This window comes from Streptomyces sp. NPDC088817 (assembly GCF_044750345.1).
In the GTDB taxonomy this organism is placed as follows: domain Bacteria; phylum Actinomycetota; class Actinomycetes; order Streptomycetales; family Streptomycetaceae; genus Streptomyces.
On sequence record NZ_JBIVJN010000021.1, the window covers coordinates 119,933 to 138,255 of the forward strand.

At 72.6% G+C, this 18,323-nt stretch carries 20 protein-coding genes; 17 read left to right on the forward strand and 3 right to left on the reverse strand.

Features of this window, described 5'->3' with window-relative positions:
• Window positions 1-261 precede the first annotated feature (261 nt).
• On the forward strand, window positions 262-885 hold the full coding sequence (locus ACIP4X_RS31485) for a CBS domain-containing protein (protein ID WP_401351581.1): 624 nt from the start codon (window positions 262-264) through the stop codon (window positions 883-885).
• Window positions 886-1,112: 227 nt separating this feature from the next.
• Here ACIP4X_RS31485 and ACIP4X_RS31490 read toward each other — a convergent pair whose 3' ends face one another.
• Window positions 1,113-1,934 (reverse strand): CBS domain-containing protein, encoded by an 822-nt coding sequence (locus tag ACIP4X_RS31490; protein ID WP_358733666.1) that lies wholly within the window; start codon window positions 1,932-1,934, stop codon window positions 1,113-1,115.
• Window positions 1,935-2,104: 170 nt separating this feature from the next.
• On the opposite strand from ACIP4X_RS31490, the gene ACIP4X_RS31495 reads away from it, so the two are divergent.
• The 13 genes from ACIP4X_RS31495 (at window position 2,105) to ACIP4X_RS31555 (ending at window position 12,635) form a co-directional block, all read left to right on the forward strand.
• On the forward strand, window positions 2,105-2,542 hold the full coding sequence (locus ACIP4X_RS31495; protein WP_401351584.1) for a hypothetical protein: 438 nt from the start codon (window positions 2,105-2,107) through the stop codon (window positions 2,540-2,542).
• The gene (locus tag ACIP4X_RS31500; protein WP_391459187.1) at window positions 2,539-3,468 is read left to right on the forward strand and encodes a hypothetical protein; all 930 of its coding nucleotides are present in this window, start codon (window positions 2,539-2,541) and stop codon (window positions 3,466-3,468) included. The genes ACIP4X_RS31495 and ACIP4X_RS31500 overlap by 4 nt, the downstream gene beginning before the upstream one ends.
• Window positions 3,455-4,897 (forward strand): V-type ATPase 116kDa subunit family protein, encoded by a 1,443-nt coding sequence (locus tag ACIP4X_RS31505; protein WP_401351586.1) that lies wholly within the window; start codon window positions 3,455-3,457, stop codon window positions 4,895-4,897. Before ACIP4X_RS31500 ends, ACIP4X_RS31505 begins: the two co-directional genes overlap by 14 nt.
• Window positions 4,882-5,295, forward strand: coding sequence for an ATP synthase subunit C (locus tag ACIP4X_RS31510; protein WP_358733659.1), 414 nt, complete (start codon window positions 4,882-4,884; stop codon window positions 5,293-5,295). Before ACIP4X_RS31505 ends, ACIP4X_RS31510 begins: the two co-directional genes overlap by 16 nt.
• Before the next feature lie 2 nt (window positions 5,296-5,297).
• Complete coding sequence (locus ACIP4X_RS31515) at window positions 5,298-5,525, forward strand: V-type ATP synthase subunit F (protein ID WP_358733658.1); 228 nt, start codon at window positions 5,298-5,300, stop codon at window positions 5,523-5,525.
• On the forward strand, window positions 5,522-6,031 hold the full coding sequence (locus ACIP4X_RS31520) for a hypothetical protein (RefSeq protein ID WP_358733656.1): 510 nt from the start codon (window positions 5,522-5,524) through the stop codon (window positions 6,029-6,031). The genes ACIP4X_RS31515 and ACIP4X_RS31520 overlap by 4 nt, the downstream gene beginning before the upstream one ends.
• Before the next feature lie 35 nt (window positions 6,032-6,066).
• Complete coding sequence (locus ACIP4X_RS31525; RefSeq protein ID WP_401351589.1) at window positions 6,067-7,830, forward strand: V-type ATP synthase subunit A; 1,764 nt, start codon at window positions 6,067-6,069, stop codon at window positions 7,828-7,830.
• Window positions 7,827-9,215 (forward strand): V-type ATP synthase subunit B, encoded by a 1,389-nt coding sequence (locus ACIP4X_RS31530; RefSeq protein ID WP_401351590.1) that lies wholly within the window; start codon window positions 7,827-7,829, stop codon window positions 9,213-9,215. The genes ACIP4X_RS31525 and ACIP4X_RS31530 overlap by 4 nt, the downstream gene beginning before the upstream one ends.
• Entirely contained in the window at window positions 9,212-9,832 is a 621-nt protein-coding gene (locus tag ACIP4X_RS31535) for a V-type ATP synthase subunit D (protein WP_358733650.1), read from the forward strand. Before ACIP4X_RS31530 ends, ACIP4X_RS31535 begins: the two co-directional genes overlap by 4 nt.
• A 152-nt stretch (window positions 9,833-9,984) precedes the next feature.
• Window positions 9,985-10,275 (forward strand): DUF1918 domain-containing protein, encoded by a 291-nt coding sequence (locus tag ACIP4X_RS31540; protein ID WP_358733647.1) that lies wholly within the window; start codon window positions 9,985-9,987, stop codon window positions 10,273-10,275.
• On the forward strand, window positions 10,259-11,137 hold the full coding sequence (locus ACIP4X_RS31545) for a universal stress protein (protein ID WP_358733645.1): 879 nt from the start codon (window positions 10,259-10,261) through the stop codon (window positions 11,135-11,137). The genes ACIP4X_RS31540 and ACIP4X_RS31545 overlap by 17 nt, the downstream gene beginning before the upstream one ends.
• A gap of 30 nt (window positions 11,138-11,167) precedes the next feature.
• Window positions 11,168-12,157, forward strand: a complete 990-nt coding sequence (locus ACIP4X_RS31550; protein WP_401351593.1) for an Acg family FMN-binding oxidoreductase — start codon at window positions 11,168-11,170, stop codon at window positions 12,155-12,157.
• Window positions 12,158-12,182: 25 nt separating this feature from the next.
• On the forward strand, window positions 12,183-12,635 hold the full coding sequence (locus tag ACIP4X_RS31555; protein ID WP_401351594.1) for a CBS domain-containing protein: 453 nt from the start codon (window positions 12,183-12,185) through the stop codon (window positions 12,633-12,635).
• Here ACIP4X_RS31555 and ACIP4X_RS31560 read toward each other — a convergent pair whose 3' ends face one another.
• A complete protein-coding gene (locus ACIP4X_RS31560) occupies window positions 12,636-13,256 on the reverse strand; it encodes a pyridoxamine 5'-phosphate oxidase family protein (RefSeq protein WP_391459203.1) in 621 nt (206 codons plus the stop codon).
• Window positions 13,257-13,461: 205 nt separating this feature from the next.
• Entirely contained in the window at window positions 13,462-13,929 is a 468-nt protein-coding gene (locus ACIP4X_RS31565) for a universal stress protein (RefSeq protein ID WP_358733638.1), read from the reverse strand.
• Between the two features lie 227 nt (window positions 13,930-14,156).
• Between ACIP4X_RS31565 and ACIP4X_RS31570 the strand changes: the two genes are divergently transcribed.
• The 3 genes from ACIP4X_RS31570 to ACIP4X_RS31580 all read left to right on the forward strand — a co-directional run bounded on the left by ACIP4X_RS31570 (window position 14,157) and on the right by ACIP4X_RS31580 (window position 18,180).
• Window positions 14,157-16,610, forward strand: a complete 2,454-nt coding sequence (locus ACIP4X_RS31570; protein ID WP_401351597.1) for a DUF4118 domain-containing protein — start codon at window positions 14,157-14,159, stop codon at window positions 16,608-16,610.
• 205 nt (window positions 16,611-16,815) lie between these two features.
• Window positions 16,816-17,277 carry a universal stress protein gene (locus ACIP4X_RS31575; protein ID WP_358733635.1) on the forward strand — a complete coding sequence of 154 codons (462 nt, stop codon included), beginning with the start codon at window positions 16,816-16,818 and terminating at the stop codon, window positions 17,275-17,277.
• Between the two features lie 435 nt (window positions 17,278-17,712).
• Complete coding sequence (locus ACIP4X_RS31580) at window positions 17,713-18,180, forward strand: Hsp20/alpha crystallin family protein (protein WP_358733633.1); 468 nt, start codon at window positions 17,713-17,715, stop codon at window positions 18,178-18,180.
• The last annotated feature ends 143 nt before the right edge of the window (window positions 18,181-18,323 follow it).

The window sequence follows — 18,323 nt, forward strand, 5'->3', positions numbered from 1 at the left end:
CCACCTCCCGGGTCGAGGCTTCCGATACCAACGTGACGCCGCGACGTTGCCGGGATCAGGGGCCAACCGACCCCATCGGGGCCCGACCGGCCCCCTCCAGCGCAGAAGCCGAGTGGCTCGCCCGAAGGCCGGGCGCCCCCTGGCCCGTCCCCGGCCTCCCGGCACACCCTGGAAGGAGCCGGACATTCCATCGAGGCCCTTACGGAGTCACCATGTACGGCAGCACACCACGGCACCACCTCGTACGTCGTCAGCGATGTCATGACCCACACGGTCGCCGCCGTCGGCCCTCGGGCCCCCTTCAAGGAGATCGTGCAGCTGCTGCAGGACTGGCGGGTCAGCGCCCTGCCCGTGATCGAGGGTGAAGGCCGGGTGGTCGGGGTGGTCTCCGAGGCCGACCTGCTGCACAAGGAGGAACTCAGGGACAGCCCCGATGCGGACTGCCTCCCTCGGCGTCAGCCGGTCACCATGACGAAGGCCGGCGACCTCACCGCAGCGGATGTCATGTCCTCCCCCGCCATCACGATCCGGGCCTGCGCCACCCTCGCCGAGGCCGCGCGCATCATGGCGCGTGAAGGGGTGAAGAGGCTGCCGGTGGTGGACGACGCCGGTCTGCTGGCGGGCGTCGTCAGTCGGGTCGACCTGCTCAAGGTCTTCCTGCGCGGGGACGAGGAAATCGCCGAGGAGGTGCGGCGCGAGGTCGTGTCGTACCTCTTCCTGCCGCCGTCGTCGGCCGTGCAGGTGGACGTGCACGACGGTGTCGTGACGCTCACCGGCCGGATACGTGACCCCGCCCTCGTCCCCGCCGCCGCACGGCTGATCAGGGCGGTCGAAGGTGTGGTGGACGTGGAGTTCGACCTCTCGCACGCCGGCACGCCGCGATAGCCGGGGAACATACCGCGACGTCCGGCCAACCGCGAGATCGGCCAGAAGCGGTACCTCTCGGAGAAGACCGTCAAGAAGCACGCCTCGGCTGCCGGCCAGGCTCGGGGCGCAGCACCGGGTCCAGGCGGCGGTCCTCGCCTCGCGCCTCGACCAGCGCGAATCCGGCCCGCACAACGCACACCGCGCCAAGGACCACGCTGCCCGTGGTCCGATGACGGCGGCCGAGGTCAGGCGGTGGTGAGCAGGTTCTTCACCTCGACGACGTCGGCGATCTCCTCGACCTGGGCCACCAGCCGGGCCGTCGTCGCCGTGGGCAGCCGCCCGGTCAGCTCCACGATGCCGTCGTGCACGGTCGCGTCGACGGTCTTCCGGTCCGCCGGGGGACAGCAGCCTTCGATCCTGGCCCGCACCTCCGCCTGGATGTCGGCATCGTCCCTGATCAGCGCCTGCAGCAGCGCGTCACGCCGCACGACACCCACCAGACGGCCCTTGCCATCGGTGACGGGCATCCGCTTCAGCCTGGCCAGCGCAGCGAGCCAGCCGGCCTCGGCGAGCGTCGCGCCGGGCAGAACCGTGATCGCGGGGCTTGTCATCAGGTCGGCGGCCGTCTCACCACGCGCCTTGCCGTGCATGCGGCGCTCGCGGAGCCTGCCGATGTGTCCGGGCCGGTGCCCGGAGGCCTCGAAGGCGACCTTCGCCAGCAGATCGGACTCCGAGACAACGCCGACCACATGGTCCTCGGCGTCCACGACCGGGAGCGCGCCCGCATGCTCGCGTGCCAGCAAGCGGGCGATGTCACGATACGGCAGGTCTTCGCGGAGGAAAGTGGCCGGCACGTCCATCACGTCCCGCACCAAAGGCATCGTGGGTGCCTGCCCCTCCGTGCCGGGCTGTTCGGCCGTGGTGCCCGCGTGCTTCGCGGCAGTGGCCACGGCACCCAGGTAACGGAGCAGCCTCTCCTGCCATGCCGTTTCCTCGGGGCTCCAGGAGCGGGAGGGCACATCCCGCCGGGCCTCGGCCTCCGCGCGGAAGTTCTGGTGCGCGTCCACGGCGGCCTCCTGACTCCGTCGAGTTGCCTGCCGTCCCAGTATTTTCGCTCTCCCCGACCGTGCCAAGAGCCGATCGGCCCTGGTGGAACGGCGTGCCGGCCCTATCCGGTGCGGGGCGGACGAGGAACGGTGAAACTGGAGGAACAGCCGATCGGCGGGAGGCCGTGTCGATGAGCCTGCGGGACTTCCTGGAGCAGTTCCGTCCGGCGGGCACGCCGGGAGCGTCCGCCACGGGCGTGCCCGCCGACCGGGCGGCGGAGCGCGCCGCCGAACTGGAGCCTGCCCTTGACCGACTGACGGACGTTCAACGCCAGGCGGCACGGATCCGGACCGCCGCTCAAGAGGCGGCCGAGGCCCTTCGGCGGGACGCCTCGCACGAAGCCGAACGTCTGGTGGCGGCCGCGCGGGACCAAGCTCCGGAGGTCCGCCGACAGGCCGCTGAACCACTTCTCCGGGAGGCGCGGCAGGAAGCCGAGGCCCTGCGCATCGCCGGTGACCGCGCGGCCTCGGCGATCCGCGCGCGGGCGATGGAGCGCATGCCGTACCTGGTGGACCTCGCGGTGGCCGATGCCCTGCGTCTGGCAGGCGGGGCACGAGGAGAGCCATGAGTGCCGGTTGGGTCGCCGGAGCGGTCCGGGCGAAAGCCCTCGTCGGCCGGTATCCGGGTGCCGTCGGGGTGCGGGAGATCGCCCGTGGCCCCACGCTCGACGACGCCCTGCGGCACCTGGCCACGACGCCGTACGCCCGCTACGCGCGGACAGCGGCGGGCTTGCCGCAGGCGCAGCGGGCGGTGGCCGCCACCGTGCTGTGGCATCTGCGGGTTCTGGCCGGATGGCTGCCGCCGGGTGGTGCTCGCCTGCTCGTTCCACTCGCCGCCGGGTTCGAGATCGCCAACGTGGCCGCCCGGCTGCCCGCACCGGAGGGCCGCCGGGCGGAGGTGCCTGAGCCGTACCGGCTCGGGGCGCTGGAGACCGCCTGGCGAAGTCTGGAGCGGGCCGGGACGCCCGCGGAACTGCGCGCGGCCCTCACCGCCTCACCCTGGGGCGACCCGGGCGGCGATACGCCATGGGCCCTGCTCACGGGCATGCGGATGGCCGCCGCGCGGCGCACCGCTGTCGCCGTACCGTCCGCACGCCGATGGGCCCGGGGACGCGCGCTCCTGCTCGCGGCACGTGAACGCTTCGTACACCACCGCTCTCTTCCGGAGCCCGCGCGGCGCGACGCGGCACGGCTGCTCGGGACCCGGGCGCCGGGCGCCGCCTCGTACCAGGAGTTCCGTGAGCACCTGCCGCCGACGGCCGGTTGGGTCCTGGCGGATGTCGACGAGCCGGGCGAGCTGTGGCGGGCCGAGGCCCGCTGGTGGCGGACGGTGCAGTCCGACGGGACGGCGATGCTGCGCGAGGGCCGGTACGGGCCCAGGATGGTCGTCGGGGCGGTCGCCGTGCTGACCGTGGACGCCTGGCGGGTGCGGGCGGCGCTGGAATCCGCGGCTCGCGGTGGACGGCCCGGGGAGGCGTTCGATGCCCTGGTCTGAGGCGGTGACGCCGGTCCGGATGCGCCGCGTGGCGGTGGTCGTGCCGCAAGTGGCCCTGCGGGACACACTCGTGCGAATCGCCGAAGCCGGCTGCGTGGAACTGGACCGCGCCGAGACGGCTGCCCCGGGAGCGGCGGCCGTGCGGCTGCAGCGGTTGCGCGGACGGGGACCGACCGCCGGACCCGAGAGCGCGGCTCCAGCTGTTCTTGCGGCCGCCGCGCCCGATCTCGATCTGCTCGAACAGCACGGCAGCGTCGCTCTGCTTGCGGGCGAGGCTCAGTTGGAGGAGCGTTCGGTAGGCGCCGTACGGCGTGGGGAGGTCGTCGCGCTGGCGGGATGGTGCCCGGCCGCCGAGGTTCCCGGCGTGGCGGGGCGGCTGGCCGCGGCGGGCGGTACGCTGCTGCCGCTTCCCTCCCCGCGCGGTACCGATCCCCCGACCCTGCTGCGGCCGGGCCGGACCGCCTCCTTCACCCCGCTGGTGACGACGTACGGCACGCCCGCCTACGCGGACCTCGACCCCTCCTGGCCGGCGGGCCTCGCCTACGTCGCGATGTTCGGGATCATGTTCGGTGACGTGGGGCACGGCGCGCTGCTGTTGCTCGGCGCGTTGGCGTTGCGCCTCGGGTGGCCCCGGCGGTGGGCCCGGCTGGGCAGGTTGTGGCCCTTCCTGGCCGGCGCGGGAGTCGCCGCCATGCTCGCGGGGGCCGCCTACGGCGAGTTCTTCGGGCCCACCGGGCTGCTGCCGGTGCTGTGGCTGAGCCCGCTGGAGGATCCCACTCGTCTGCTGGCCGCCGCCGTGGCCCTCGGGGCCGGTCTGTTGGCGCTCGCGCACGTCGCCGGCGCGGTGAACCGCGTGCGTGAGGGCGGCTGGGGCACGGGACTGTACGCGGCGACTGGTTGTGCCGGACTGCTGTTCTATCTGGGGCTCGCTCTGGCCGCGGCGGGGCTGCTGCTGCACCTGCGCGCCCCGGCCGTCGCCGGGGGCGCGCTTGCCGTGGCCGGGCTGGCGGTGGTGGCGTCGGGCTTGTTCCGGGCCACGGCGGGCGGCGGCGCGGGACTCGCCGAGACGGTGGTGCGGTTGTTCGACGTCGTCGTGCGCACCGGCACCAACACCCTGTCGTTCGCCCGGCTAGCGGCGTTCGGCCTCACCCATGCCGCGCTCGCAGGCCTGGTATGGCGCGGTGCCACGGCCCTGGCAGGGCGCGGGGCCGCGGGAGTCGCGGGCGCCGTCCTGCTGTTCATCGTGGGCACGGCCGTGACCTTCGGCCTGGAGGCCCTGGTGGCCGGTGTACAGGCCCTGCGGCTGGAGTTCTACGAACTCTTCTCCCGGCTCTTCGAGACGGAAGGCCGACCGTTCCGTCCCTGGCACGTTTCCCCGGCGGAACCCGCCGACCCCGCTACGAAGGTGGTCCCATGCTCACCTGGCTGATCGTCCTGCCGGTCCTGGTCGCGGTGCTCGGCGCCGTCCGGCTGCTGCGGCGACGCCGGACCAGACACGCCTTCCGCTGGCTGCTCGCCACGAACCTCGCCCTGCTGGGCGGCGCCTTCGCCGTTCTCGCCACGGCGCTGGCGGGCCCCGCGCAGGCCTCGACGCAGGCCGCCGCGCACGGCGGAGTCAACGGATCCGCCTTGATCGGGGCGGCCATCGCGGTGGCCGGCGCGTCGATAGGAGCCGCGATCGCCGTCGCCTACACGGGAGCCGCGGCGCTGGCCGCGCTGAGCGAACGGCCGGAGATGTTCGGACGGGCGATGGTCATCGTCGGTCTGGCGGAGGGCATCGCCGTGTACGGGCTGGTGGTCGCGATCCTGTTGATCGGAAAGGCCTGACGATGAGCACCGTGGCCGCCATCGGCGCACGAACCGACGTGTGCGGGCTGGCCCTGGCCGGGGTCGACGTCCTCGTCGCGGAGGAACCGGACGCCGTCCGCGAGGCTTGGCGGACGCTGTCCGACACGGTCGGCCTGGTGATTCTCACGCCCGAGGCCGCCGAGGTGCTGGGGGAGGCGGCGACGGCGCCTCACCCGGCCCGGCCGTTGACGGTGGTGATGCCTTCATGACCGCGCCCGTGGATGCGCTGGACCCGGTGCGGGCCGAGTTGCTGCGCGCGGCACGCGCCTCGGCCGACGCGGTCCTGGACCGTACACGGGCCGCCGCGGCTGAAACCCTGCGCGCGGCTCGCGCCACGGCTGAGGCAGTGCTCACGCGGGCCCGGGAACTCGGCGAGGCCGACGGTGCCGCCGAGGCGGCCCGGGAACGGGTTCGTGGGAGGCAGGACGCCTGGGCGGTGGAACTCGCGGCCCGCGCCGACGTCTATGCGGCGCTCGGGGCCGCGGTTCGCGCGGGCGTGCGGCGGGCCCTGGCCGAGGACGCGGTTTCGCAGTCGCGCCTGGCGGAGGTGGCACGGGCCCTGCTGGGAGCGGAGGCGCGGGTCGTGGCCGCCGCGGAGGGCGGGGTGACGGCCGAAGTGCCTGGCCGCCGGGTTGATCTGTCGGCGGACGCCCTCGCCGACCGCGCCCTGGACAGGCTGGGTCTCCAGGCCGAGACGCTCTGGGGGCCACCGTGACCGCCGTCGGCAACCAGACGTCGGACTCAGCCGGCGTGGGCTCGCTTGCACGGGTCACGAGCAGTGCTCCGGCAACCGGCGGGACCGACCGCCCCCGGATTCTCCGCGTCGCCGGTCCCCTCGTGGAGATCACCTGCCCTCCCACGGTCGCCATGCACGATCTGGTCGCACTGGGCGACGCCCGGCTGCCGGGCGAGGTCGTCGCCATCCACGGCGACACGGCCACCGTCCAGGCCTACGAGTACACCGGCGGGCTGGCCCCCGGCCATCCCGCGGAACCCCAGGGGCGACCGCTGTCGGTGCGGTTGGCCCCCGATCTCCTCGGCGGTGTGTTCGACGGTCTGCTGCGCCCTCTGGCCGGCACCGGCGACCTTCTCACCACAGGCGGGCCGACGACCGGTGAACCGGGCCCGGTCGACTGGTCGTTCACACCAAGGCAGTCGGAGGGTACGCGGGTCGCGGCCGGAGACGTCCTCGGGGAGATCGGCGCGAGCGTGTCCCTACGGCTTCTGGTGCCTCCGGATGTGACGGGCCAGGTGACTCGGATCGCGTCGGCGGGCGAGCATTCCTCGGACGCCGTGCTCGCCGTGGTGGACGGCCATGAGGTGCGGATGGCGCAGTCGTGGCCGGTGCGCAGGCCGCGACCGGTGGCGCGGAGACTGACGGCGGACGTGCCACTGAACACCGGCCAGCGCGCCGTCGACCTGCTCTTCCCCGTGGCGCGGGGCAGCACGGTCGCCGTTCCCGGTGGCTTCGGCACCGGCAAGACCATGCTGCTCCAGCAGATCGCCAAGTGGTGCGACGCGGATGTGATCGTCTACGTCGGCTGCGGCGAGCGCGGCAACGAGATGGCGGACGTGATCGAAGAGCTGGCGGAGCTGACTGATCCGCGGACCGGGGGCCGTCTGGCGGAGCGGACCGTGACGATCGCGAACACCTCCAACATGCCGATGATGGCCCGCGAGGCGAGCGTGCACACGGGGGCGACGGTTTCGGAGTACTTCCGCGACATGGGCCTCGATGTCGTCCTGATCGCCGACTCGACGTCCCGCTGGGCGGAAGCACTGCGCGAGTTCGCTTCCCGCATGGGTGAACTCCCCGCCGAGGAGGGCTATCCGGCAGGGCTCGCCTCCCAGCTGGCCGCGTTCTACGAGCGGGCGGCGGCCGTACGCACGCTCGGCGGCGCGAACGGCTCCGTCACCGTGATCGGCGCCGTGTCCCCACCGGGCGGCGACCGCACCGAACCCGTCACCGCGCACACCGAGCGGTTCGTGCGGTGTCTGTGGAGTCTGGACCGAGGTCTTGCCTACGCGCGGCACTATCCAGCCGTTTCCTGGTCGGAGTCCTTCTCCCGGGACGCCGCCGGTCTGGTCGCCGCGCACGCGCGGGCCGACGACCCCGAGTGGGCCGGGCGGCGGGGGCGGGTGGCACGGCAGCTGGCGGAGGCGGACCGGCTGGCCGAACTCGTCGAACTGGTCGGCATCACCGCCCTGCCGCCCGGGGAGCGGATCAGTGTGCTCGCCGGACGGCTGCTGCGCGAGGCCGCGGTCCAGCAGAACGCGCTGTCCCCGGCGGACACCTACAGCACCCCCGAGAAGACCGCGGCCCTGGTGGAGGCAGTGCTGACGGTGATCGACCGCTGTGCGGAGCTGGTGGACTCCGGTACCCCCGTGGACGCCGTCGAGGCGGTCGACTTCACCCCGCTGCTGCGGGCGCGCGAGACGGCCGGCCCGGCGGAGACCGCTCCGGTGACCGCGGCACGCGACACCGTGATGGCCCGGCTCAAGGAGGCGGCATGACTGGTCCCCAGGTCGTCGAGTACACGAGCGTGCCGGAACTGCGCGGCCCGCTGGTGGTCGTCGAAGGGGTCGGCGGGGTCGGCTGGGACGAGTTCGCCACGATCGTCCTCGACTCCGGTGAACGACGGCACGGGCTGGTCCTGGAGGTGGACCGCGACCTCGCGGTGGTCCAGGTCCTGGAGGGCACCGCCGGTATGAGCCGCGCCGGCACCCGGGTCGCCTTCTCGGGCTCGCCGCTGCGGATCCCGGTGGGTGCCGGATGGCTGGGACGGGTGTGCAACGGCCGGGGCGAACCGGCCGACGGCGGGCCGCCGGTGTTCGGCGGGTCGTATGCGGCAGTCGGCGGCGCGCCGATCAATCCGGTACGCCGGGAACCGCCGAACGAACCGGTACTCACCGGCGTGGGCGCGGTGGACGTGCTGACCACGCTGGTGCGCGGCCAGAAACTGCCGGTGTTCTCGGCTGCGGGACTGCCGCACTTGGAACTGGCGGTGCAGATCGCGGCTCAGGCGACCTGTGGGGGTGAGCCGTTCGCCGCCGTGTTCGCCGGCATGGGGCTCACCCACGCCGACACGGCGTTCGTCCGAGAAGGGCTGGCCGCGCGTTCCGCCGCGCGGGAACTGGTCCTGTTCCTCAACACAGCCGACGACCCGGTGATCGAACGGCTGCTCACCCCGCGACTCGCCCTGACCGTCGCCGAACACCTCGCGTTCACGGAAGGCCGCCACGTCCTGGTGGTGATGACGGACATGACGGCCTACTCCGAGGCGCTGCGCGAAGTCTCCGCCGCGCGCGGCGAGATACCGGCCCGGCGGGCCTACCCCGGCTACCTCTACAGCGACCTCGCCTCCCTTTACGAACGCTGCGGACGAATCAGGGGCCGACCGGGATCGGTCACCATCCTGCCGGTGCTCACCATGCCGGCGGGCGACATCACCCACCCTGTCCCCGATCTCACCGGCTACATCACGGAAGGGCAGATCGTGCTGTCCGCCGATGTCCAAGCCCTGGGCACCTATCCGCCCGTGGATCCGCTGGCCTCGCTGTCGCGTCTGATGCGCAAGGGAACCGGAGCCGGACGGACCCGCGCGGACCATCCGGCCGTCGCCGCACAGTTGATCGCCGCGCTGGCCCGGTCCCGGCAGGTGGCGGAACTCGCCGACCTGATCGGGCGGTCGGCGCTCAGCCCCGCCGATCTGCGCCTCCTGGACCTCGAAGACGTCTTCCGGAACCGGTTCCTCGCCCAGGGCACCGCCGAGGGCCGGTCGTTGGACGATTCCCTCGACCGGGCCTGGGAGGTGCTGCTGACCCTGCCGCGCAGCCAGCTCGGCATGCTCCCGGCCGACCTGCTCGACACCCGCACTCCGCCGCAGGGGGCGCAATGAGCCCGCGCAGGCGCCGGGTTCCGGCGGGACGAGCCGGCCGCCTGCGGCTGCGACGCGGTCTCGCCGCCGCCGTGCGCGCAGCGGACCTGCTGGAACGCAAACTCCGGCTCCTGCTGGACCGGGAGCGCACCGCGCGACGGGCGGCTGAGGACGCGGGCCGGGTGTGGCGGAAGAGGCTGGCCGACGCGGAAACCTGGCTGCTGCGCGGGGTACTGCTCGGCGGCGAACACGCGCTGGCCGTGGCGGCACCCGCGGACCGGGCGCGCGTCGACGTCGCGTGGGCCACTCTGATGGGCGTCAGCCACCCGGCACGAGTGGACTGGACGGACCCCATGCGCTCCCCGGCGGAACCGACAGCTTCCAACACGGCCCTCGCGCACGCCGAGACGGCCTATCGTGCGGCGGCCCGCGCCGCGGCGGACCTTGCCGCCCACCAGGCAGCCGCCGCGCTCCTGGCCGCCGAGACCGAACGGACGCGGCAGCGGGTCCGGGCCCTGCGCCGCCACTGGATCCCACAGCTGCAGGACGAACTGGCAGCGATGGAACTGGCGCTTGAGGAGGCCGAACACGAAGAAGCGGTACGACGCCGCTGGGCCTCCATCCGCACGGACCAATGAAACCCCGCGCAAGGCGCGCCGACGGCGGGCCCGAGCGGGAGCGCCGGCCGGCGGGACGCGGGGACCAATGGCCCCTGGCGGGTCCCGCCTCCCAGGGGCTTCCATGGAATCGGAGGCGCCTCTCCGCACCACCGCAGGGAGGAGGCGAGGGCATGTCAGCTCCCGCACCAGCGAAGAACAACGACCGGCTTGTACGGAGTACCGGCTCCGAAGCAGGCGAGGCCTGGAAGCGCGCCCGCGTCGGCGACGAGATCGTCGTACGTGGAACCGCGGCCGGGGTCATCGCCCGAGACGGCGAGATCGTCGGTCTCCGCCATCCGGACGGCAGCCCGCCGTACGACGTACGCTGGGCCGACAGCGGACTGGTGACCCTGTACTTCCCCGGCCCTGATGCGTACATCAGGCATTTGGTGACCGGGGGCGACGATGTCACGGGCCGGTGACCGCCGGCCGGTCGTGGTGGGCGTCGATCCTGATCCGGCCCACCGGATGGCAGTGGCCTGGGCCGCCGACGAGGCCGCCCGCCGACGGCTGCCGTTGCGCCCTGTCCACGTCGAGGGCGTGCCGACCAGGGGCTACCGCAAGCCTGACGTCCCGCCGTCGTGGGAGGAATGGAACGAGGCGCTGCACAAGGCCGGGAAGCAGGTGCTCGAAGAGGTCACGGACTTCGTCGTGGCCCGGCACCCGCAGCTCGAGGTGGACGCCCTGCTCGCGGAGGGCGACCCGGTGTGGGTGCTGCGCGAGGAGAGCCGCGACGCCACCGCCGTCGTGCTGGGATCACGGCACCTGAGCCGGAGGCAGGAGGCGTTCGGCTCCGCGTCGGTCGCCCTCCCGGTGATGGCCCACACCCACTGTCCCCTGGTGGTCGTCCCCGAGCCGGAACACATCACCCAGGACCCCGCGTACTACGTCGTCGGCGTCGACGGCAGCGAACACTCCGCCGCCGCGGTCGATCTGGCGTTCGAGGAGGCTGCCCTGCGCGGCGCCGAGCTGCGGGCCGTGCTGGCCTGGCAGCCGGGGCCGCTCAGGATCTTCGACGAGCACGAGCCGCAGCAGGAGTGCCGTCGGCTGCTCTCCGAGATCGTGGCGGGCCGGCACGCCCGTTTCCCCGAGGTGGAGCTGCGCCACGAAGTGGTCGTCGGGCATCCGGTCCGGGTGCTCACGGACGCCTCGGCGCACGCGCTGGGCCTGGTGGTGGGGACCCGGGGCCGGGGAGGCTTCGCGGGCATGCTCCTCGGCTCGGTCAGCCAAGGCGTGCTCCACCACGCCGGCTGCCCTGTCATCGCCGTCCCTTCGCCCGGGTGAGTGGCCGGGCCGTCAGGAAGGGAGACCACCGTGACCGCAGAACCTCCCGGCGTGAACGCCGTCGAGGCGCTCGTCGAGGCCGCCGCCGCGGCCCCCTCGCTGCACAACGCGCAGCCCTGGGCCTTCCGCTATCTGCGGGACACCGGTGTCGTGCGTCTGTACGCCGATCCGCAGCGCGCACTGCCGCGAACGGACCCGGTGAATCGCGGCATGCGCATGGGGTGCGGCGCCGCGCTCCTCAACCTGCGCGCGGCCGCCGCCGCGGCGGGGCTGGCGCCGGTCGTCCGGTTGCTGCCCGACCCGAACCAGCAGGACTTCCTCGCCGAGGCGGATCTGTGCGGCACCGGACCACCCGACGGGGCACTCGCCCGGCTGGGCCCCGCGATCGGCCGACGTCACTCCAGCCGTCTTCCCTTCCGTGACGAGGCAGTCCCGGCCGCCGTGCGGGAGAGGCTGCGTGAAGCGGCCCGCGCCGAGGGGGCCCAGCTGTCGTTTCCCGGTGCCTGGCACGTGCAGGCGATCCTGGAGTTGGTGCGGGATGCCGAAGGCCGGGAGGCACTCGACCCGGAAGTACGCGGGGAGACGGAGCGCTGGACGCACACGGAGCTGTCGGGTGCCGCGAGGGCGGCCGACGGCGTTCCCGGTGAGGCGTTCGGTCCTCGCCCACGCGGTACCACGGCACCGTTGCGTGACTTCGCCGTCGGCCGTCCGATGCCCGGGCGGGGCTGGGCGGCCTTCGAGAAGGACCCGAACATCGCCCTGCTGGGTACGGCCCGCGACGAGGCTGTGGACTGGCTCCGCGCCGGTCAGGCACTGGAGCGGGTCCTGCTCCGGGCCACCGCGGACGGTCTGGTCGCCTCGGTCACCTCCCAGCCCCTGGAGTGGCCGGAGATCCGGTGGGCCGTCCGCGATCCTGTCTCGGCCATGGCCCACGTCCAGATGGTGATCCGGCTCGGCTACGGCCCCGAAGGCCACGCGAGCCCACGGCGGCCGGTGGCCGACCTGCTCGACGTCCTCTGACGGACCGACGGGAGCGTGCAGTCGCGTGAAGGTTTCCGAGGTGATGACTGCTCCGGCGGTGTGCGTACCACCACACGTCTCCCTGGCCGAGGTGTCCCGGCGGATGGCCGAGTGCGCCGTCGGCTCCGTCCTCGTGGTCGAGGACGGGGCACTGCGCGGCATAGTCACCGACCGCGACCTGGCCGTACGGGGCATGGGCGGCGGGCTGGGCACGGAGGCCCGAGTGGAGGCGGTCATGTCAGTGCGCGTCGCCACGATCGAGGCAGCCGACGACCTCCAGTCGGCCTACCGGTCCTTCCGTCGCACGGGGGTACGCCGGCTTCCGGTGCTGGCCGCGGGACGGGTTGTCGGCGTGCTGACGATCGACGACCTGTTTCTCGAGGTCTTCCGGCGACTCGCCGACCTGCTGGGCCCGGTCGCCTGGAGCGTCCTGCAGGAGCCGCCCGGGCCTCCCTCGGAAACCGCGTCCCCGCAATGATCAAAGGCCGTGGATCCGGCGGCCGCTTATCTCGGCCGGGACGACGCGGATCCACAGGTTTCGGACGCCTCCGGCCCACGGCTCGCCGACGGGCCGCTCAGCGAGGCGCTCGACGGCTTCAGGATCGGTGACGTGCTCGGCGGAGCCGGCGAGCAGGACGCTCCAGCCGACGCTCCGGCTCTCGTCGACGTGATCGACCTGGAAGGAGACCTCGCCGCCGGGTTCGGGCACCGCGGCGCCTCGGGGATCCGTGCGGTAGGCGACCGTCATACCGTCGACAACGTAGTTGACCGGAAAGACGCCGGGCCCCGGATGCGCGGGCAACGCGACACGCCCGATCCCGTGGGTGCCGAGCCGCTCCCAGCATTCCTTGGTGGTGAGCCTCATGAGCACAGGGTGCTGTGCCGCTCCGCCCTGGCCGGCGGGGGCGTCGCTCCGGCCTCCGAGCAACTCCTGGTAGGTCATCCCGAGCGCGACGGCTATCCGCAGGAAGCCACCGGGGTCGAAGTCGGCCCCGGACGCGATCAGGTGCCGGAAGTAGCGCGGCGACATGCCTGCCCGACCCGCCAGCTCCTCCTCCGTGAGACCGAGCTGCGCAAGTCGCACCTCGATGCGACACATGAGATCGCGGTCAGCCCGACCTGCGGTGTCCTCATTCACGGTCTCCTCCCCGAACCGATGGGGCAGTGAATCTCGTGGTCATTGGCCCGGGTCTCGGTTGCCCATTCCGGTGATGATCCTGACATCCAAGGATATCTTCTCGCCGAACAGCAGGAGTCGGGGCTTGTCGCGAGGCCACCACCCGGCCGCGGTCCGGGGAACCGGGTCATACGGGTCCGCCGGACTGCCCTCCTCGCGATTCCGGGCGCACGACGACAACCGGGCACCTGGCATGCGCGGTGACGTGCCGGCTGACGGACCCCAGCAGAGCTCGGGCGAACCCGCCGCGCCCCCTGCTGCCCACCACCAACGCCTCAGCCCCCTCGGCAGCCTCCAGAAGTACCTCGACGGTGTTACCACGGACCACAAGCGCCCTGACCGAGGCGGCTTCCTCGGCTCCCAGTACCTCGCTCAGCTCCTGGCTCAGCCATTGCCGGGCGACAGCCTCGTCGAAATCGGCATCCACGGCCAGAGCCGCCCAGCCGTAGGCTCCGGGCATATCCCAAGCCGCCACCACGTCCACGGTTCCGCCGATCAGTCCGGCGTACCGCACGGCCCAGCGCAGCGCCGCGTGCGAGGACGGCGAACCGTCGACGCCGACCACGACACGAGGCCTCGCAGTGTCCGTGCCCATACGTCACACCTCTCCCGCGGGCCTCCCGCCGGCCACGCCGAATTCCGCCTCCCTCACCTCCACGCTGCGCCACTCCGCGGTGGCGCGCCAGGGAAGGACGGCCGAGATGGCGGTGTGAGCCGTTCGGCCCTTGGCGCGCCACGAGAAGTCCGCTGGACCGCGGAAACCGGGTACATCATGAAGGGGGTACGCGGCGAACGGTGCGAAGAGCCGGCGGGAGCCCGGGGATGGCGCGTGGACGGTTGCAGATCTACCTGGGGGCGGCCCCCGGCGTGGGCAAGACGTACGCCATGCTCGAAGAGGGCCGGCGCCTGCGCACCTCCGGCACCGACGTGGTCGCGGGTTTCGTCGAACCACACGGGCGGCGACCGACCGCCGCCATGGCCGAGGGCCTGGAGACGCTCCCGCGGCGTACGGTGACCCACCGGGGAGCGGAGTTCACCGAGATGGACCTCGGCGCGGTGCTGGCTCGTCGCCCCCAGGTCGCGCTGGTGGACGAGTTCGCCCACACCAACGCGCCCGGCGACGGCAACGGCAAGCGGTGGCAGGACGTGGAGGAGCTGCTGGACGCCGGGATCGACGTCATCACCACACTCAACGTCCAGCACCTGGAGTCCCTGAACGACGTCGTCCGGCAGATCACGGGGGTGCGCCAGCGCGAGACGCTGCCGGACGAGGTGGCCCGCCGAGCCGATCAGATCGAGCTGGTCGACCTTCCGCCCGAAGTACTGCGCCGGCGCCTGGCGCACGGCGACATCTACCCGCCGGACCGGATCGAGGCGGCTCTCACCCACTACTTCCGGGTGGGCAATCTCATCGCGCTGCGCGAGTTGGCGCTGTTGTGGCTCGCCGACCGGGTGGAGGAGGGACTGCAGCGTTACCGCGCCGAGCACGGCATCGCCATCCCCTGGGAGACCCGTGAGCGGATCATGGTGGGGCTGACCGGCGGCCCGGAGGGCGAGACGCTGATCCGACGAGCCGCCCGGATCGCCGCGCGTACCCCGGGCAGCGAACTGCTGGCGCTGCACGTCGTGCCTGTCGACGGGCTCACCCACGCCGATCCGGCGGCCCTCGCGGCCCAGCGCACCCTGGTGGAGTCATTGGGCGGCACCTACCACCAGACGACGGGCGAGTCGGTGGTCGAGGCGCTGCTGCAGTTCGCCCAGGCCGAGAACGTCACCCAGATCGTGCTCGGCGCCAGCCGTCGGGGCCGGCTGTCCCTGCTGTTGGACACCGGGGTGGGGCATCGCACGATCCGTGGCTCCGGCCCCATCGACGTCCATGTGATCACCCACGAGGCGGCCGCCGGCTCGGCCTTCACGACGCGGCTGCCGCACCCCGGCCGCGGTATGGGACCACGGCGGTTCTGGTCGGCGGCGGTCGGGGCCACGCTGCTGCTCCCTGTGCTGACTTTGGTCCTCACCGCGCCAGTCCCCCGGCTCGGCCTGTCCGGCGTGCTTCTGGTCTACCTGCTCGCCGCCGTGGGTACCGCCCTGGCCGGTGGGCTGGTTCCGGCGCTGGCAGCGGCCCTCGCGGCGGCGCTGCTCGCCGACTACTACTTCACCGCGCCCCTTCACTCGCTGCGGGTCGAACACGGCGGCGACGCCCTCGCGCTGGCGAGCTTCGTCATTGCCGCCATCCTGGTGGGAGCGGCTGCCGACGCGGCCGCCCGGCACACCCGCCAGGCTGTCCGCGCGACATGGGAGGCGCGGGTGTTGAACCGGCTGGCAACGGCCATGATGCACGGCCAGGACCTGCCGAGCCTCGTCGAACAGGTGCGGGAGAGCTTCGGGCTGACCGGCGTCAGCCTTCTCGAACGCGCACCCGAGACAGCACCGGGGCCACGCTGGTACGTGGTCGCAAGCTCCGGTGCACACCCACCGGAGCACCCGTTCGAAGCCGACGTCGAAAGTCCGGTCAGCGACACCCTCACGCTGGCGGCCCGAGGGGTCCTGGCCACCCACGACCAGCGGATCCTCGGCGCGTGCGCGGCCCAACTCGGCATGGCCCACCTGCACGGCACGCTCGCCCGGCACGCCGCCGCGACGGACACCTTCGCCGACGCCGAACGCACTCGCGCCTCCCTGATCAGGGCAGCCGACCGCGACCTGCGGGAGCGGTTGCGCGCGGCGGAGGAAGCCCTCGCCCGCCAGGACACGGGCGCGGCCCGCACGTCGGTCCACCGCGCCGCACAGGTCGTCGCCGACCTCGCCGACCTCGACCGGCTGCAGGGCGGAGCTCTCGACCTCTACCTGCGCCCCGTCGGCCTCGACGAACTGCTGATCGCCGTACTGGACGACCTGGGCCCCGGCGGCCGCACCATCCAGGTCCGGCTACCGGAGCAGGCGCCAGACGTGATTGCCGACGGTGCCCTGCTCACCCGGGTCCTGACCGCTCTCGCAGCCGACGCCCTCGTCCACAGCCAGGCCGGGCGGCCGCCGACGCTGACCGTTGAAGTCCTTGACGGCAGGCTTCGCATCCGGCTCACGGGCGGCGCCGGCGGCGCCCGGCGTGCCGACAGCCTGACGCTGCGGCTCTCCCAGGACCTCACCGAGGCGATGGGCGGCACGCTCGAACCGACGTGCGACGACGGACGGTTGTTCTCGGTGACACTCACTCTTCCAGCGGCCGCCATGGACTCCTGCCCCCACCCTGCGCAGTCACCCGACCGCAGAAAGTAGGCCGTACCCGCCGCGCTGCTCCCGGGTCCCCACGACGAAGCGCACCGCCCATCGGAGGGTCAGCGCCATGTGGCGTAGCGGCTCACCGGTCCGAGTGCCGCAAGGCGCAGCAGTGGACGTCATCGACGCTCCGTCGAAGTTGCGGTCCCAGGCAGCCACAGCCATGGTGAAAAGGGGATGCCAAGTGTGACCGGGCAGGTACGTGATGAGTGACGAAGCGACGTCAGTTCCGCGGATCGTGGTGGGTGTCGACGGCTCCGAACCCTCGAAGGCAGCCCTGCGCTGGGCAGTCGACCAGGCAAGGCTGACGGGGGATGTGGTCGACGCGATCATCGCCTGGGACTTCCCGACGCCCTGGTTCGGCCTGACCCCGCCTACGGACACGGATCCGACCGACTACCAGAAGCAGGCACGCCAGATCCTCGACCAGGCGATCGACGACGCCCTCGGCCCGGGCCCGGGACGGCCCGTCGACCTCCGTCCTGTCTCAGCTCACGGACACCCGGCCGCCGTCCTGCTCGATGCCGCCGCGGGAGCACAGCTGCTGGTCGTAGGCAACCGAGGGCACGGCGGATTCAGCGAGGCACTGCTGGGGTCGGTCGGCCAGCACTGCGTGCAACACGCCCCATGCCCCGTCGTCGTAGTCCGGGGTCGCAGCGGAGCCTGAACGGCGCGGTGACGAGCGCCTCGTGACCACCTCACGCCGGACGCACTGCTCTCTCGGACAGGCGCACGGCGACTGACGTCACGTTCGGTGCGGCCCCGACGGTTCCGGACCGCACCGAACTCCGGCCAAGGCGGTAGGGCGAACCGGCCCACGAACCGGCCCACGCTTCTGGCCTGCGGTACCGCCCTGCTGGTCCTTTCTCCGCGCGCTTCGGCGCGGAGACCCGGCCGGTCCGACACCGACGCCGGCCTGCGCGATCACGACCTCGCCTTCCGTCCTGAACACCACCACGCTGATCAACAGCCGCCGAACACCCGCAGCCCACAGGATCCGAGCCGTGCGGGTACGAGGTCGCCGACCCGGCAGCCGTCGCGCATGATGGAAACGGAGGGAGTCACATGGCTCTTCGAGTTCGAGTCCGCGGAGGTGAGCCGCATGACTCTGCCCGTACGACACAGGCACGGCAGCCTGCTGGAGCGGGCCTACCCCTGGCGTGAGCCGATAGCCGCCGAGTTCGACGAACTCTTCGAGCGGATGAACCGGTTTCTGGAGTCAGCCGCTCCGTCCTGGACCGAGCCCATGGCCTGGGCGCCATTGGCCGACCTGAGCGAGACCGACGAGGCCTACAAGGTCGAGTGCGAACTGCCCGGCATCAAGCGCGAGGACGTCGACGTGGAGGTCGGCGGACGGGAACTCCACATCACCGGGGAGCTGAAGGAAGGCGAACGGGAAGGTGTCCTGCGCCGCGGCACGCGCCGCACCGGGCGATTCGAGTACCGGGCACTCCTGCCCACCGAGGTGAAAGCCGAGAACGTCCACGCCAATCTCGCCGACGGCATCCTCACCGTCGTCGTCCCCAAGTCTCAGGCAGCCAAGCCCCACCACGTCGAGATCGAGGGCTGAACCACCACCCCTGCCCGGGCACGTTCGACGGGTGCGGACGACCGACCCTCGATCCGCATCCGTGTGGTCACCAGCAGAAAGCTGGCACAAGAACGTGGTAGGACACTCACGATTGCCCGGGCCGACTGGCCGGCTCCCGGGAC

What these genes read in the sequence shown, in the direction of transcription:
- ACIP4X_RS31485 (WP_401351581.1), top strand. Translation starts at nt 262, where the DNA reads ATGACCCACACGGTCGCCGCCGTCGGCCCTCGGGCCCCCTTCAAGGAG.
- ACIP4X_RS31495 (WP_401351584.1), top strand. Translation starts at nt 2,105, where the DNA reads ATGAGCCTGCGGGACTTCCTGGAGCAGTTCCGTCCGGCGGGCACGCCG.
- ACIP4X_RS31500 (WP_391459187.1), top strand. Translation starts at nt 2,539, where the DNA reads ATGAGTGCCGGTTGGGTCGCCGGAGCGGTCCGGGCGAAAGCCCTCGTC.
- ACIP4X_RS31505 (WP_401351586.1), top strand. Translation starts at nt 3,455, where the DNA reads ATGCCCTGGTCTGAGGCGGTGACGCCGGTCCGGATGCGCCGCGTGGCG.
- ACIP4X_RS31510 (WP_358733659.1), top strand. Translation starts at nt 4,882, where the DNA reads ATGCTCACCTGGCTGATCGTCCTGCCGGTCCTGGTCGCGGTGCTCGGC.
- ACIP4X_RS31515 (WP_358733658.1), top strand. Translation starts at nt 5,298, where the DNA reads ATGAGCACCGTGGCCGCCATCGGCGCACGAACCGACGTGTGCGGGCTG.
- ACIP4X_RS31520 (WP_358733656.1), top strand. Translation starts at nt 5,522, where the DNA reads ATGACCGCGCCCGTGGATGCGCTGGACCCGGTGCGGGCCGAGTTGCTG.
- ACIP4X_RS31530 (WP_401351590.1), top strand. Translation starts at nt 7,827, where the DNA reads ATGACTGGTCCCCAGGTCGTCGAGTACACGAGCGTGCCGGAACTGCGC.
- ACIP4X_RS31535 (WP_358733650.1), top strand. Translation starts at nt 9,212, where the DNA reads ATGAGCCCGCGCAGGCGCCGGGTTCCGGCGGGACGAGCCGGCCGCCTG.
- ACIP4X_RS31540 (WP_358733647.1), top strand. Translation starts at nt 9,985, where the DNA reads ATGTCAGCTCCCGCACCAGCGAAGAACAACGACCGGCTTGTACGGAGT.
- ACIP4X_RS31545 (WP_358733645.1), top strand. Translation starts at nt 10,259, where the DNA reads ATGTCACGGGCCGGTGACCGCCGGCCGGTCGTGGTGGGCGTCGATCCT.
- ACIP4X_RS31560 (WP_391459203.1), bottom strand. Translation starts at nt 13,256, where the DNA reads ATGTGTCGCATCGAGGTGCGACTTGCGCAGCTCGGTCTCACGGAGGAG.
- ACIP4X_RS31565 (WP_358733638.1), bottom strand. Translation starts at nt 13,929, where the DNA reads ATGGGCACGGACACTGCGAGGCCTCGTGTCGTGGTCGGCGTCGACGGT.
- ACIP4X_RS31570 (WP_401351597.1), top strand. Translation starts at nt 14,157, where the DNA reads ATGGCGCGTGGACGGTTGCAGATCTACCTGGGGGCGGCCCCCGGCGTG.
- ACIP4X_RS31575 (WP_358733635.1), top strand. Translation starts at nt 16,816, where the DNA reads ATGAGTGACGAAGCGACGTCAGTTCCGCGGATCGTGGTGGGTGTCGAC.
- ACIP4X_RS31580 (WP_358733633.1), top strand. Translation starts at nt 17,713, where the DNA reads ATGACTCTGCCCGTACGACACAGGCACGGCAGCCTGCTGGAGCGGGCC.